Origin of the sequence: Bacteroides sp. AM44-19, from assembly GCF_003603395.1 — a bacterium.
GTDB classification, from domain to species: Bacteria; Bacteroidota; Bacteroidia; order Bacteroidales; family Bacteroidaceae; genus Bacteroides; species Bacteroides uniformis.
The window spans coordinates 104,889-118,002 of the sequence record NZ_QTNB01000012.1; the positions used below are offsets into that span (position 1 = coordinate 104,889).

At 48.0% G+C, this 13,114-nt stretch carries 11 protein-coding genes and 1 pseudogene; 6 read left to right on the forward strand and 6 right to left on the reverse strand.

The window, feature by feature from the left end; translation table 11 throughout:
• The first annotated feature begins 11 nt into the window (after positions 1–11).
• Complete coding sequence (dprA, locus tag DW947_RS15965; RefSeq protein ID WP_117962959.1) at positions 12–1,130, forward strand: DNA-processing protein DprA; 1,119 nt, start codon at positions 12–14, stop codon at positions 1,128–1,130.
• Positions 1,131–1,149: 19 nt separating this feature from the next.
• On the opposite strand, the gene DW947_RS15970 is transcribed toward dprA, so the two are convergent.
• Positions 1,150–1,953 (reverse strand): glycerophosphodiester phosphodiesterase, encoded by an 804-nt coding sequence (locus DW947_RS15970; protein ID WP_098032018.1) that lies wholly within the window; start codon positions 1,951–1,953, stop codon positions 1,150–1,152.
• A gap of 536 nt (positions 1,954–2,489) precedes the next feature.
• Here DW947_RS15970 and DW947_RS15975 point away from each other — a divergent pair.
• From DW947_RS15975 to DW947_RS15990, 4 genes and pseudogenes are all read left to right on the forward strand, one after another.
• A pseudogene (locus DW947_RS15975) lies at positions 2,490–3,005 on the forward strand (DUF3575 domain-containing protein); the annotation flags it as partial.
• Entirely contained in the window at positions 2,981–3,985 is a 1,005-nt protein-coding gene (locus DW947_RS15980; RefSeq protein WP_087333179.1) for a DUF5119 domain-containing protein, read from the forward strand. The pseudogene DW947_RS15975 and the gene DW947_RS15980, both read left to right, overlap by 25 nt.
• 45 nt (positions 3,986–4,030) lie before the next feature.
• On the forward strand, positions 4,031–4,999 hold the full coding sequence (locus tag DW947_RS15985; RefSeq protein WP_117962961.1) for a fimbrillin family protein: 969 nt from the start codon (positions 4,031–4,033) through the stop codon (positions 4,997–4,999).
• Positions 5,000–5,147: 148 nt separating this feature from the next.
• The gene (locus DW947_RS15990; RefSeq protein ID WP_035447330.1) at positions 5,148–6,011 is read left to right on the forward strand and encodes a helix-turn-helix transcriptional regulator; all 864 of its coding nucleotides are present in this window, start codon (positions 5,148–5,150) and stop codon (positions 6,009–6,011) included.
• A 137-nt stretch (positions 6,012–6,148) separates the two neighbouring features.
• Here DW947_RS15990 and DW947_RS15995 read toward each other — a convergent pair whose 3' ends face one another.
• The 4 genes from DW947_RS15995 to DW947_RS16010 all read right to left on the reverse strand — a co-directional run bounded on the left by DW947_RS15995 (position 6,149) and on the right by DW947_RS16010 (position 10,684).
• Positions 6,149–6,904, reverse strand: coding sequence for a succinate dehydrogenase/fumarate reductase iron-sulfur subunit (locus DW947_RS15995; protein WP_005830925.1), 756 nt, complete (start codon positions 6,902–6,904; stop codon positions 6,149–6,151).
• A gap of 33 nt (positions 6,905–6,937) precedes the next feature.
• The gene (locus tag DW947_RS16000; RefSeq protein ID WP_005830924.1) at positions 6,938–8,884 is read right to left on the reverse strand and encodes a fumarate reductase/succinate dehydrogenase flavoprotein subunit; all 1,947 of its coding nucleotides are present in this window, start codon (positions 8,882–8,884) and stop codon (positions 6,938–6,940) included.
• Positions 8,885–8,920: 36 nt separating this feature from the next.
• On the reverse strand, positions 8,921–9,619 hold the full coding sequence (locus DW947_RS16005) for a succinate dehydrogenase/fumarate reductase cytochrome b subunit (protein ID WP_005830923.1): 699 nt from the start codon (positions 9,617–9,619) through the stop codon (positions 8,921–8,923).
• A gap of 162 nt (positions 9,620–9,781) precedes the next feature.
• Positions 9,782–10,684, reverse strand: coding sequence for a helix-turn-helix domain-containing protein (locus DW947_RS16010; RefSeq protein ID WP_005834304.1), 903 nt, complete (start codon positions 10,682–10,684; stop codon positions 9,782–9,784).
• A gap of 105 nt (positions 10,685–10,789) precedes the next feature.
• Here DW947_RS16010 and DW947_RS16015 point away from each other — a divergent pair, with 105 nt between their 5' ends.
• Positions 10,790–11,392: a phosphatase PAP2 family protein gene (locus tag DW947_RS16015; RefSeq protein WP_005830921.1), complete on the forward strand. Its 603-nt coding sequence runs from the start codon at positions 10,790–10,792 to the stop codon at positions 11,390–11,392.
• Positions 11,393–11,474: 82 nt separating this feature from the next.
• Here DW947_RS16015 and DW947_RS16020 read toward each other — a convergent pair whose 3' ends face one another.
• Positions 11,475–13,088 carry a S41 family peptidase gene (locus DW947_RS16020; protein ID WP_034529349.1) on the reverse strand — a complete coding sequence of 538 codons (1,614 nt, stop codon included), beginning with the start codon at positions 13,086–13,088 and terminating at the stop codon, positions 11,475–11,477.
• Positions 13,089–13,114: the final 26 nt, after the last annotated feature.

Sequence of the window (13,114 nt, forward strand, 5' to 3'; positions counted from 1 at the left end):
TCTTTGGTGGAATGAACAGTGACGAACGGATTTGCAGTATAGCTCTCACACTTTGCCCCGGTATAGGACATATCGGGGCAAAGCGTTTAATAGAGGGTATGGGCAGTGCTGCCGAAGTATTCAGTCGGCGGAAGGAGCTCCCCGAAATCATGCCCGGTGTGAATCCGGGGGTAGTGACGGCTCTTGATTGTCCCGCTGCCTTTCTGCGTGCCGAGCAGGAGATGGAGTTTGTAGAGAAGAATCGTCTTTCCTGCCTGACGTTGAAGGATGAGGCTTACCCTTCCCGCTTGCGTGAATGTGAGGACGCACCGATTGTACTTTTCTTTAAAGGAAACACCGATTTCAACCGCCTGCATGTCGTCGATATGGTAGGTACACGCCGTGCCACCGATTACGGCAAGCAATTCTGTGCCGACTTCCTGCGCGATTTGGCCGTTCTTTGTCCCGATGTGCTGGTAGTAAGCGGACTGGCTTACGGGATAGATATCCATGCCCATCGGGCCGCTTTGGCAAATCATCTCCCTACCGTTGCTGTCCTTGCTCACGGACTGGACCGCATCTATCCGTATGTACACCGGAAAACAGCCATCGACATGCTGGCACAAGGCGGACTGTTGACCGAATTCCTTACCGGGACGAATCCGGACAAGCATAATTTCGTCAGCCGCAACCGTATTGTGGCGGGTATGAGTGATGCTACCATTGTGGTGGAATCTGCCGCAAAGGGAGGTTCCCTTATCACTGCAGAGTTGGCAGAGGGATATCATCGTGACTGCTTTGCCGTTCCGGGGCGTGTTACGGACGAATCTTCCATCGGTTGTAACCGGTTGATACGCGACAACAAGGCCGCCCTTATCCAGAGTGCGGAAGAGTTTGTGCAGATTATGGGCTGGGCCGTAGCGGAGCAGCCTGCCCGGACAGAAGGTATTCAGCGTAATCTCTTTCCGGAACTGACGGAAGAGGAGGAGCTTGTTGTGCGCATCCTTATGCGGCAGGGAGACCTCCATATCAATGCGATGGTGGTGGAAGCGGACATACCCGTCAACCGGATGAGTGCCTTGCTTTTTGAGTTGGAGATGAAGGGAGTGGTCAAGGCAATGGTGGGCGGTGTCTATCACTTGCTGACTTGAGCGCGGCAGGTCTCTTGCCTTACATGGACGGTTTCCCGTATTTCATGATGAACTTTTCCGGGTGGTCCGTCGCTATGATGTCTACCCCCAGGTCGACTGCCTTCTGGTTCTCTTCCGTCTTGTCGTCCAGCCCCAGGACGAGTGCCAGTACCTGCAGGTTGTGCTCACGGCATTTCTTTACGAATTGCGGGGTAAGGGAGTCAATCCAGACGACAGCGATGTCGGGGTGCAGTTCCTTTACGACATGCTCTATGTCTTTTTCACTTTTGATGTAGGCTTGCAGGGTTCTTACCTCGGGTGCCATCTTTCTGAAGCATTTGGCATGATACTCCTTGCTGAAGGTGAAGTTGCAGTTTTCCAGCATGCCTTCGTCCTTTATCAGATTCAGTAATTGGTGCAGACCGCCGTTGCGGTAGTCGATGGTGATTCTTAAACCGTGCTCTTTGGCCTTGCGTAGCAGGTCGGTAAGACGTAGTACCCGTTGTCCGGCAAATCGGGGCGCAAACCAAGAGCCGGCATCCAGTGTGTCGATGTCGGCGGACAGCCATTGGGAGATGGCGCCGGTACCGTTGGTGGTACGGTCGAGGGTGGAATCGTGCAGTACGTAGAAGACACTGTCCTTACTGATGCAGACATCGCATTCTATATTGCCTACACCGTATTTGATGCACGAATCTACGGATGCCATTGTGTTTTCGGGAGCGATGGTGGCGGCACCACGGTGTGCGCTGGTTAGGGGTATCTTGGTGGTGGCAGCAGGCCGTTGGGAACATCCTGCGGTAAGTAGGATTATGGAAAGCAATGCGAGTACCGGTTTTTTCATAATGGGCTCAAGTGGTGATGTTTTCTTCTTTAACAGTTATAAAAGCCATCGAAGATAGCTATTTTTTGTCATTCGGAGAAACGTATGGGCATAAAAAAAGGAGTACCGCTGTACTCCAACCTTTGTTAACCTTAAATCTAATACTATGAAAAAAATCACATTACAAATGTAAGGTTCCCGTTGTTATCTTCCAAATTTCAGAATGTTCCTGCTACTTCTTTTGTATTTCTTTCACTGAATTTTACTGTTTTCGCACACGGATTGACTTTTTGAGAGAGAAGAATCTATTCACAGCGTCCCGGATAAGGCAGAAGTTGCAAATCTGTTTCAATCGTTTCACAGAACCTTTCAGCCTTTGAAAAGAGTGATGGAAAGTGATTTTTATTCGGTAATTATCTTCTACTTTTGTTTGTATACAACGCGAAATTATGGGAAAACGCATTTTTATATATGTCTTTTGGCTACTCCTTTTTTGCATGATGTCGGGGCAGGTAATAGGGCAGAATAAGTCGGTAGAATCCCATAGCCATACTTGTAAAACGGTGCTGGCGTTAAAAAATAATTTGCTTTACGACCTGGCCTTGGCTCCGAACATAGAAGTGGAGCTGCCATTGGGAAAGAGGTGGTCTTTGAATGTTGAGTACAAATGCCCTTGGTGGTCTGACAGCGGATGTAATTTCTGCTATCAGCTCCTTTCGGGAGGGACAGAGGCGCGTTACTGGTTGGGAAACCGCCATACGCGCGGAAGATTGTCCGGACACTTCCTGGGAGCATATGCCGAAGGAGGTACCTATGATTTTCAGTTGAAAAAGGAGAAGGGATACCGGGGGAAGTATTACGCAGCTGCAGGAATAACTTATGGATACGTGCGTCCACTGGCTCGGCATCTGGCGATTGAATTCAGTGTGGGCATTGGATACTTGGATACGGAGTACAGGAAATATACTTCTTATGGAAATGACTTGGTTTGGGTCAGCAGTGGAAAGTATCACTTTATCGGGCCGACAAAAGCAAAAATTTCTTTGGTATGGCTTCTAACGTCGGGGAGATGAGTGGTATGAAAGATGCACGGCATATGATTCTCTGGCTGTTCTTCGGACTGTTGCCAATGCTGGGAAGCTGTGACTTCCGCGATATGCTGGATGATTATCCCGTTAGCGGAGTACAGATTAAACTGGATTGGAAAGGGGTGACGGATAAGCTGCCGCAGACCATGCGGATTATCTTCTATCCGAAAGATACTCAGGGGAGAAAGGTTGAAAGTTATCTGCCTGCCGGAGGGGGTGAGGTGAAGGTACCGCCGGGGAAGTATGCGGTGGTGGCCTATAACTTCAATACGGAGAGTATACAGATACGGGGCGACGAGAGTTATGAGACGATTGAGGCTTTTACGGGACACTGTACGGGGCTGGATGTACACGAAGATATGGTTTGGTCGCCCGACCCTTTGTATGTGGTGGCTTTGGACGAGGTGGAAATAAGGCAGAGTGATGTGGCGCTTCCGTTGAACTGGAAGCCGGAAGCGGTAGTGGACCATTATTCCTTTGATATAAAGGTGGAAGGATGGGATAGAATATCGAGCATCATCTGCCATGTGGACGGCTTGAACGGAAGTTACTTTATAGGCAACCGTGCTTGCCATTTGAGCGAGGTACCTATATGTGTGGATACAAAGCGTGAAAACGGGCTTTTATGGGGGTATTTCTCCAGTTTTGTATTACTGAAAGATACCAAGACCCGTGCGGATAGTCCTATGTTGCTGACACTGAAGATTGTGAAACGAGATAAAACGGTTCAAGAGGTGAAGGTGGATATCACGGAAGTGATTGAAACAGCTCCTCCCTCGGGAGGAGGCGAAGAAGAACCTGATGTGGGCGTTCCTGGGTCGGAAATCCATATCGAGGTTCCCGTACCGGAGGACAAGGTTGTGGTGGATGATTTGGAACCGGGAACCGATGAAGGAGATGGAGGGATTGGTGGCGATGTGGATGATTGGGATGATGAGACGGATGTGGAGCTACCGGTGAATTGATAGCAAACAGACAAATAAATATATTAACTTTAATAACAGACAATTATGAAGAAGGTTTTATTTTTGGCTTTGGCTGCAGCAGCAGTAATGAGTTGCTCGGAAAGTGAGGAGATAGAGAATGCCGGACAAAAGGCAGAGATTAAATTGGGAACAGTAGTGGGTAACACTACGAGAGCCACAGTGACTGATTTGCCGGAATTGCAGAAGGTAGGGTTCACTGTGTATGCTTATAATACGGGAGCGACAGCAATGGCCTCCGTTGCGACTTTTGATGCGATGAAGGAATTCATGACAGATGTTAAAGTAACCTATAGTGCTCCCAACTGGAGTTTGACTGGGGGAACATATTATTGGCCAATGACGGATAACTTGCAGTTCTTTGCTTACGGGAATCCGGGTACCGGAGCCTTGACGTACAATCAACCGGCTGCTGGTGCTATATATCCTTCCATTACTTATACGGTAGCAGATGTAGCTGCCCAAACGGACTTGGTAGCCGCGAAAGTGACGGATGCAACCAAGGCATCAAATGCCAGTGGGGTATCTTTGAAATTCGGCCATATACTGACCCAAATAAATTTCACTGTCAAGGCAGCCGACGCTTTGACTTATAAACTGAAAACACTTACAATATCCGGCGTGCACAATAAGGGAACTTATGGTTTTGATGATTCAACATGGAAGTCACAAGAAGGAACAGCCACTTATGCGCATACGATTGCCGGCAGTGCATTGGAAGTGAATACAACGGGTGTGGAAGTGAATACAGCCTGGATGTTGATGCCCCAGACGTTGGATACGAATGCCAAAATCAATGTTGTCTATGACATCTATGAGAAAGACGTTCTTCTTGATACTGTAACTTCCGCCATTGACTTGAATGATACACAAGCCTGGGGTGAAGGCAAAAAGATACGTTATACGCTGACGCTGGCCAATAAGGCGGCAAAAGTAACCTTTGTACCTGAAGTTGGTCCATGGAGTACGGCTGATGATACGAACGTGGAAAAATAAAACGGCACTGTCCGCAATAAAAAACTGAATTACTTCTATTTTATTCATTCCCCGAAACTTCTTTATGAAAGTTTTCGGGGAATGTTTCTTTTATGAGTATTATTTATCTATTTTTGTCACTGCAACAAACAAACAAATCTACTTGCCGATGCCCAACTCTTCTGCTTGCAGAGGTAAAAAACAATGCGCTCAATGTCCCAAGGCTGTGGACAATGCAATAATATATGCTTCCCACCCCAGAGGATTCCATCTGCCGGCGCGAAAGTGTGAGGAAAATATTATAATTTTCCTGCTGAAAGGAGAAGTGCTTGTCAACAGTAAGGAGTATGCGGGAACTGTGTTGCATGCAGGTGAGTTCATCCTTCAAGCTATTGGTTCCAAGTACGAAATACTTGCCATGACGGATGTGGAATGCGTTTGTTACCGGTTCAGTAAGCCTGAATTCTTCTGTGAGGACCGGTATAACCATATTATGAAAGAGGTTACCCCTCCATTGATATTCTATCCTTTGACCATTACTCCCGAGTTGCAGCTCTTTCTGGAAAGTTCCAAGGCCTATTTGTCCGAGGAGAAGATTTGCCGGGAAATGCTTTGTTTCAAACGGAAAGAACTTGCTTTCATTCTTGGAAATTACTACTCCGACTATGAGCTTTCCATGCTGATACATCCTCTTGCCCAGTATACTAATTCCTTCCACTACTTTGTCTTGCAGAATCATGCCAAAGTCAAGACGGTAGAGGAACTTGCCCAGTTGGGAGGATATACAGTAGCTACTTTCCGGCGTATATTCAATTCTGTTTTTCATCAACCGGTGTACGAGTGGATGATGGAACGGAGGAAGGAAAGCGTGGTTTATGAACTTCGTTATACGGATGCTTCTATATCAGAGATTTGCTATAAATATGGCTTTGAATCGCTGCCTCATTTTTCCAATTTCTGCAAAAAGAATTTCGGGGCTTCTCCCCGTAGCTTGCGTGCCGGCAATTTATCTGAAGTAAACGGCATGTCATAAAAAACTCCTCCGGCGGTTTCCCGGCAGAGGAGTCTCTTGTGATATTAATCAAATATAGTGAAAGCTGAGTGATAAATCTGAGCTTGCTCAAAAGGTTTATCCGAAGCGCATCCTATATTATTTGCAGAAAGACCGGATTAGTCTTTCAGTTTCGCAATGATAAAGTCGCGGTTCAGGCGAGCAATGTTGCTGATGGAAACATTCTTCGGGCATTCAGCTTCGCACGCACGAGTGTTTGTACAGTTACCGAAACCGAGTTCGTCCATCTTGCTCAACATAGCCTTGGCACGGCGCAATGCTTCCGGTTTGCCTTGGGGCAACAGGTTCAGCTGGCTCACCTTGGCAGAAACGAACAGCATAGCAGAACCGTTCTTACAAGCAGCCACACAAGCACCACAACCGATACAGCTGGCAGCATCCATAGCCTCGTCAGCGATGGGCTTCGGAATCAGGATAGCGTTGGCATCCTGGGGAGCACCGGTACGTACGCTGACGTAGCCGCCTGCCTGCATAATCTTGTCGTAGGCCGTACGGTCGACCATCAAGTCCTTGATAACCGGGAAACCGGCAGAGCGCCACGGTTCAACAGTGATGGTATCGCCGTCGTTGAAACGACGCATATAAATCTGGCAAGTCGTAGCGCCGGTTGCAGGACCGTGGGGGTGTCCGTTGATGTAGAGCGAACACATACCGCAGATACCTTCGCGGCAGTCGTGGTCGAATACAACCGGTTCTTTACCTTCAGAAATCAGCTGTTCGTTCAAGATATCCAGCATTTCGAGGAATGAAGTATCGCCCGGGATATCTTTCATTTGGTATGTTTCAAAAGCGCCTTTTGCTTTCGGACCCTTCTGGCGCCATACCTTGAGCGTAAATGATATATTTTTATCCATTTTCTTTAATTCTTTAAATGTTCAACTTCCCGATTAGCTCTTGTAGTTACGAGTCTGTACCTTGATTGCTTCGTAAACCAGCGGCTCTTTCAGCAATACCGGTTCCTTTTCGTCAGAACCCTGATATTCCCAGCAAGCCACGTAGAAGTAGTTTTCATCGTCACGCTTGGCTTCGCCTTCTTCAGTCTGATATTCTTCACGGAAGTGACCGCCGCAGCTTTCGTTACGGTTCAGTGCATCGTAAGCAACCAGCTCGCCCATAGTGATGAAGTCGTACAGACGGATAGCCTTGTCGAGTTCTACATTCATACCTTCCTTGTCGCCTGGGATGAACAGTTCTTTCTCGAACTCCTTGCGGACTTCTTTCAGCTTCTTCAGACCTTCCTTCAAGCCTTCGGCCGTACGTCCCATACCTACATATTCCCACATAATGTGGCCCAGTTCCTTGTGGATAGAGTCTACAGACTTCTTACCCTTGATGTTCATCATCCAGTCAATCTTCTCCTGAACGGCCTTTTCTGCAGCTGCAAATTCGGGCAGGTCGGTAGAGAAACGGGGAACTGTAATCTGGTCGGCCAGATAGTTCTGGATAGTGTAAGGCAATACGAAGTAACCATCGGCCAGACCTTGCATCAGGGCGGAAGCACCGAGGCGGTTTGCACCGTGGTCGGAGAAGTTACATTCACCGATGGCGAACAGTCCCTTGATGGAGGTCATCAGTTCGTAGTCAACCCAGATACCACCCATGGTATAGTGGATAGCCGGATAAATCATCATCGGGTTTTCGTATGGGCTGACATCAGTGATTTCTTCATACATATCGAAGAGGTTGCCGTAACGTTGTGCAACGACATCTTTACCCAGACGGTTGATAGCTTCGGAGAAGTCAAGGAATACGGCAAGACCGGTGTTGTTTACGCCGAAGCCCTTGTCGCAGCGTTCTTTGGCAGCGCGGCTGGCAACGTCACGCGGAACGAGGTTACCGAATGCCGGATAACGGCGTTCCAGGTAGTAGTCGCGGTCTTCCTCGGGAATATCTTTTCCTTGCAGTGTACCTTCCTGCAGTTTCTTGGCATCTTCCAGCTTCTTCGGAACCCAGATACGACCATCGTTACGCAGAGATTCGGACATCAAAGTCAGCTTAGACTGCTTGTCACCGTGAACCGGGATACAAGTGGGGTGAATCTGTACGTAAGCAGGGTTGGCAAACCAGGCACCTTTACGGTAGCAAGCCATTGCTGCAGAGCAGTTACATGCCATTGCATTGGTAGAAAGGAAGTAGGCATTGCCGTAACCACCGGTAGCGATTACCACAGCGTGGGCGGCAAAACGTTCCAATTTACCGGTAACGAGGTTCTTTGCAATGATACCGCGGGCACGTCCGTCAATGAGGACAACGTCTTCCATTTCGTAGCGGGTATACAGTTTCACAGTGCCTACGTTCACCTGGCGGCTCAATGCAGAGTATGCACCCAGCAACAGCTGCTGTCCGGTCTGACCCTTGGCATAGAAAGTACGGGATACCTGAGCACCACCGAAAGAACGGTTGTCCAGTGTACCGCCGTATTCGCGGGCGAAAGGAACACCTTGTGCAACGCATTGGTCGATAATATTGTTGGATACTTCAGCCAGACGGTAAACGTTAGCTTCGCGGGCACGGTAGTCGCCACCCTTTACTGTATCGTAGAACAGACGGTATACAGAGTCACCGTCGTTTTGGTAATTCTTAGCAGCATTGATACCACCTTGTGCAGCGATGGAGTGTGCACGGCGCGGAGAGTCCTGGATGCAGAAGTTGAATACTCTGAAACCCATTTCGCCCAGAGAGGCGGCAGCACTGGCACCGGCAAGTCCGGTTCCTACTACGATGATGTCCAGACGACGCTTGTTGGCAGGGTTCACTAATTTTTGGTGAGCTTTATAATTGGTCCATTTCTCAGCCACCGGTCCTTCCGGTATTTTAGAATCTATCTTAGTCATAATGCAATTTACAATTTAGTCATTTACAATTTGAATTTAGCAAGCGCCGCACAATGATTTTGCAAAGAATACGACAACTACCAGAGCGAAGCAGAGGACAACGATAGTAGAATAGATGTTGGAGATACATTTCCAACGGTTAATCCATACTTTGTTGTTCCAGCCCAAAGACTGCATGGAGCTCCAGAAACCGTGAGTGAGGTGGAACCACAATGCGCCCAGCCAAACGAGGTAAAGCACTACGAATACCGGATTGCTGAAGGTGTTTTGAATGTGATAGACACCGTTGGCTGCATATGCCAGCGTGAGGGTGTCAGCATGCATGCCCATGTTGTGCATCAACTCGGGAAGCTGCATTTTAGCCCAGAAGTTTACCAGGTGCAGGCCCAAACCCACGATTACGATGATACCCAGTACGAGCATGTTCTGAGAAGCCCATTCCACAGTCTTGGGCTTTTCCGTAACGGCATAACGTTCGCTACCACGTGCCTTACGGTTCTGCATAGTCAGCCAGAAAGCGTAGATGATGTGGATGATGAATAAGGCAGCCAGACCTACCGTAGCCACCAATGCGTACCAGTTTGCTCCCAGGAACTCACAAACCATGTTGTAGCCATTAGCCGAGACTAATGCAACCAGGTTCATCGCCATGTGAAATGTCAGAAACAGGACAAGGGCGATACCGGTAACGCTCATCACCACTTTCCTTCCTACAGATGAATTACTTAACCACATAAATGATTGAATTTAAGTTATTTAATAGTTTGAAAATTTGTTCTATCAGGATACTTCTGTAAATGTTTCGCAAAAATAGGAGAAATCCAGCGATAAAGCAAGCGATTAAAGAAATAATTCCGTAATCCGGCAGAATGCGAAGTTTACGGACAAGTAAAAGGTTTACTCGTCCTCCTGGTCTTTGCCTTGCTCTTTGCAGATAATGGAAATCTTTTCTCCGTTTGCTGAACGTTTTCTCAGGGCGCGGGGCGTGTCTCCGAAAGAGTCTTTGCAGAAGTGGGCAAAGTGGGATAGGGAATCAAAGCCATAGCGGGCGCTGATGACTGAAATGCGTTGTTTGGTGTATTGCAGGTCGTTCAGAATTCCTTCACGTTTCTTGTCCAGAATCCATTCATAGACCGGGACCCCATACATATTTTTAAACAGACGGCGGAATGTGGTGGTGGTATATCCACCGAGGTGGGCAAACTCTTCCACATTCTTCACCTTGTCGTAGTTCTGCATGACGAAATATTGGAAGCTTTCCGTATAAGTGCTGATGGGGTAGAAGAATGTACTGATTTGGTGTAGCGGATAGTAGCATGTCAATATGTATACCAATTCCTGGCATTTCATTTCAATGTATTTGCTGCACGCATAGGGTTGCTCGTTGAGGTAGCAGGCAAGGCTTTTCAGGAGCCCTTCGAGCATGGAAATCGCGGTAAGCGGGGTATAAGTCAAGGGGGCTTCCGAGCGTTTCAGTATCTCCTTGTAGCGCTCTTCGCAAATCAGAGGAAGCTCGGTGAACCAATACACAATATATTCCACTTCGGTCAAAGCCAGGAGTTCTACTTTGGAGCCGATGGCTTGCAAGATGAGCTGGCGGCTTTGGAGAGTGGTGCCCGGATATTCGTCACTGTTTACAAGTAATTCACCTTTCAGCATAAATATCATGCAGTTCTGTGTGCACTTTTCAGCAGAGAAATGTTGTCCCTTGGGGTAGTGGCGGTAAACCAATACTCCTTCTGATTTTTGGGGACATACCATACAATCAATCTGTCGGTTGCAGCAAGTTTCCAGTCTCATGAAATGATTAGCGAATTATTATAAATGTGGCAACAAAGATAGAATTTTTTTGTGAAAACTCTATCTATTTGTCCTATCTTTGCGTCAAACTAATATAAAGGACTTATGAAAAAGGCTATTTTTTTTGTATATTTTATCTGCCTTGTTGTATCCGGTCTTTCGGCACAGAATTGGGATATTAACACTTTGCACCGGGTTAACAGTTGGGATGGCAAGTTTGTCCGTAACTATAATAAGATAATTTCACGTTCGGAGCCCTATGTTGCTGTCGGTGTTCCGGTGGCGATGGCGGTTGCCGCTTGGATAAAACATGATAAGGGTTTGCTGAAAGATGCGGTCTACGTAGGTACAAGTGTAGCGGGGGCTTTTGTTGTGACTTATGGAATGAAATATCTGGTGGACCGTGAGCGTCCTTATGATAAATATCCCGACAGAGTGCATGCATATAGCCATGAAGGCAGCCCGTCTTTTCCTTCTGGACATACGGCGACGGCTTTTGCCCTTGCCACCTCGCTCAGTGTAAAGTATCCTAAATGGTATGTGATAGCTCCGTCTGCCCTGTGGGCTTGTTCCGTGGGAGTTTCCCGTATGAACGAGGGAGTGCATTATCCGTCAGATGTGTTGGCGGGGGCTGCAATCGGTGCTGGATGTGCTGTGGTCAACATCTACGTCAACAAGTGGCTGAATAAGTGGCTGTTCGGAGAATGATTTTAGGCGCGAATTACGCGGAATACGCGGAGTTAGATAAACTAAATCCGCATAATCCGCGCCTAAGTTTGTTTCAAGTCGGCTATTGGATAATAGTGCTGTAGATGCCTTCGTTCAGCACTTTTAGAGCTTGCTGCACGCTCTGGTTCGTGCTGTTCATCACCTGGAAGTATTCGTTCATGTCCCATAGGTCACGGGCTATCAAGGCTTTAAGTTGTGTCTTGATGAGCGGTAGGGATTGGTTGTACTGTTTCTCGTCAAACTTGATTTTCTCTTTGTCGGCAAGCGTACGTATTTCGGCAAGGAAGTTATCGTCTATCTCGAACTTCTCGTTGAAGGCTTCGAATTTCTTGTATTTGTTCTGCAACTCCTTCCGGTGCTTCTCGATGTAGCCGGTAGTGGCTTTGATAACCACGCCTTTGGCTACGAGGTTGCGGTGATAGTCTGTGTACTGGGTAGTGTCGATGGGGACGAAGAAGTCGGGCATGATACCTCCACCTCCGTAAACGGTACGTCCCATACGCTTGGTCTGTGCTTTCAGGGAGTCGGCAAAATGGATACTGTCCGCATGAATCATTTCTCCATGATTGAAGCGGTCTATCAGTTCCTGGTTATACTTATCCTGACTGTTCTCGCCGGTTAGGCGGCCGTCGAGGTTGGCGGTGCTGTCGTAAGGCTTCTGGATACAACGGCCCGAAGGAGTATAGTAGCGGGCGATAGTGAGGCGAATCATGGAACCGTCCGGCAGGTCGATAGGACGCTGTACTAATCCCTTGCCGAAGGTGCGGCGTCCTACTACCACGCCTCTGTCCCAGTCCTGGATGGCTCCGGTCACGATTTCACTGGCAGAAGCGGAGTACTCGTCCACCAATATGATGAGACGGCCGTTCTTGAAGTTGCCCGTACCTTTGGCAAAGAAATCACTGCGGCGTGCGGCTCTTCCTTCGGTGTAGACGATGAGTTCTTTTTGCTTCAGAAATTCGTTGGCAAGGTCGATGGCGGCATTCAGATACCCTCCTCCATTTCCTTGCAGGTCGAGGATGAGGTCTTTCATTCCTTTCTTTTGCAGGCTTTTCAGGGCTTCTGCAAACTCTTCGGCGGTGGTTGCCCCGAAGCGGTTGATACGGATATAGCCGGTTTTGGGTTGTATCATGTAAGATGCGTCCAGGCTGAGGATGGGAATTTTGTCACGCTTCACGGTGAAGTACAGCTGGTCGTCCACGCCACGGCGCACAATGGTGAGTTTCACTTCCGAGTCTTTCGGTCCGCGCAGGCGGCTCATAATATCTTCCGTGCTCATTTTTACTCCGGCAATGGCGCTGTCATTGACGGCTACGATACGGTCGCCGGCAAGGATGCCCACCTTCTCGGAAGGTCCGTTGCTCACGGGTTGTATCACAAGCAGGGTATCTTCTATCATCTGAAACTGTACGCCGATGCCCTCGAAATTGCCTTGCAACGGCTCGTTCATCTTCTTCACTTCTTCGGCGTTGTTGTAGGTGGAGTGCGGGTCGAGTTGTGCCAGCATCTTGATGATGGCTTCTTCCACCAGCTTGTCTTCATCCACCTTGTCCACATAAAGGTTGGTGATGGCAAACTCTGCCATTTGCAGTTTGCGCAGGGCTTCATTGTTCGGCTTTTGCGCTTGCGCCGTCACCGCGCATATACATATTATAATAGTAAATAGTTTTTTCATCATTTCCATTTTAATCCCTAATCCTT

Excerpts from the sequence above, each read along its gene's own strand:
- dprA (WP_117962959.1), top strand. The coding sequence starts at position 12 with ATGAACAGTGACGAACGGATTTGCAGTATAGCTCTCACACTTTGCCCC.
- DW947_RS15970 (WP_098032018.1), bottom strand. The coding sequence starts at position 1,953 with ATGAAAAAACCGGTACTCGCATTGCTTTCCATAATCCTACTTACCGCA.
- DW947_RS15980 (WP_087333179.1), top strand. The coding sequence starts at position 2,981 with ATGGCTTCTAACGTCGGGGAGATGAGTGGTATGAAAGATGCACGGCAT.
- DW947_RS15985 (WP_117962961.1), top strand. The coding sequence starts at position 4,031 with ATGAAGAAGGTTTTATTTTTGGCTTTGGCTGCAGCAGCAGTAATGAGT.
- DW947_RS15990 (WP_035447330.1), top strand. The coding sequence starts at position 5,148 with ATGCCCAACTCTTCTGCTTGCAGAGGTAAAAAACAATGCGCTCAATGT.
- DW947_RS15995 (WP_005830925.1), bottom strand. The coding sequence starts at position 6,904 with ATGGATAAAAATATATCATTTACGCTCAAGGTATGGCGCCAGAAGGGT.
- DW947_RS16000 (WP_005830924.1), bottom strand. The coding sequence starts at position 8,884 with ATGACTAAGATAGATTCTAAAATACCGGAAGGACCGGTGGCTGAGAAA.
- DW947_RS16005 (WP_005830923.1), bottom strand. The coding sequence starts at position 9,619 with ATGTGGTTAAGTAATTCATCTGTAGGAAGGAAAGTGGTGATGAGCGTT.
- DW947_RS16010 (WP_005834304.1), bottom strand. The coding sequence starts at position 10,684 with ATGAGACTGGAAACTTGCTGCAACCGACAGATTGATTGTATGGTATGT.
- DW947_RS16015 (WP_005830921.1), top strand. The coding sequence starts at position 10,790 with ATGAAAAAGGCTATTTTTTTTGTATATTTTATCTGCCTTGTTGTATCC.
- DW947_RS16020 (WP_034529349.1), bottom strand. The coding sequence starts at position 13,088 with ATGAAAAAACTATTTACTATTATAATATGTATATGCGCGGTGACGGCG.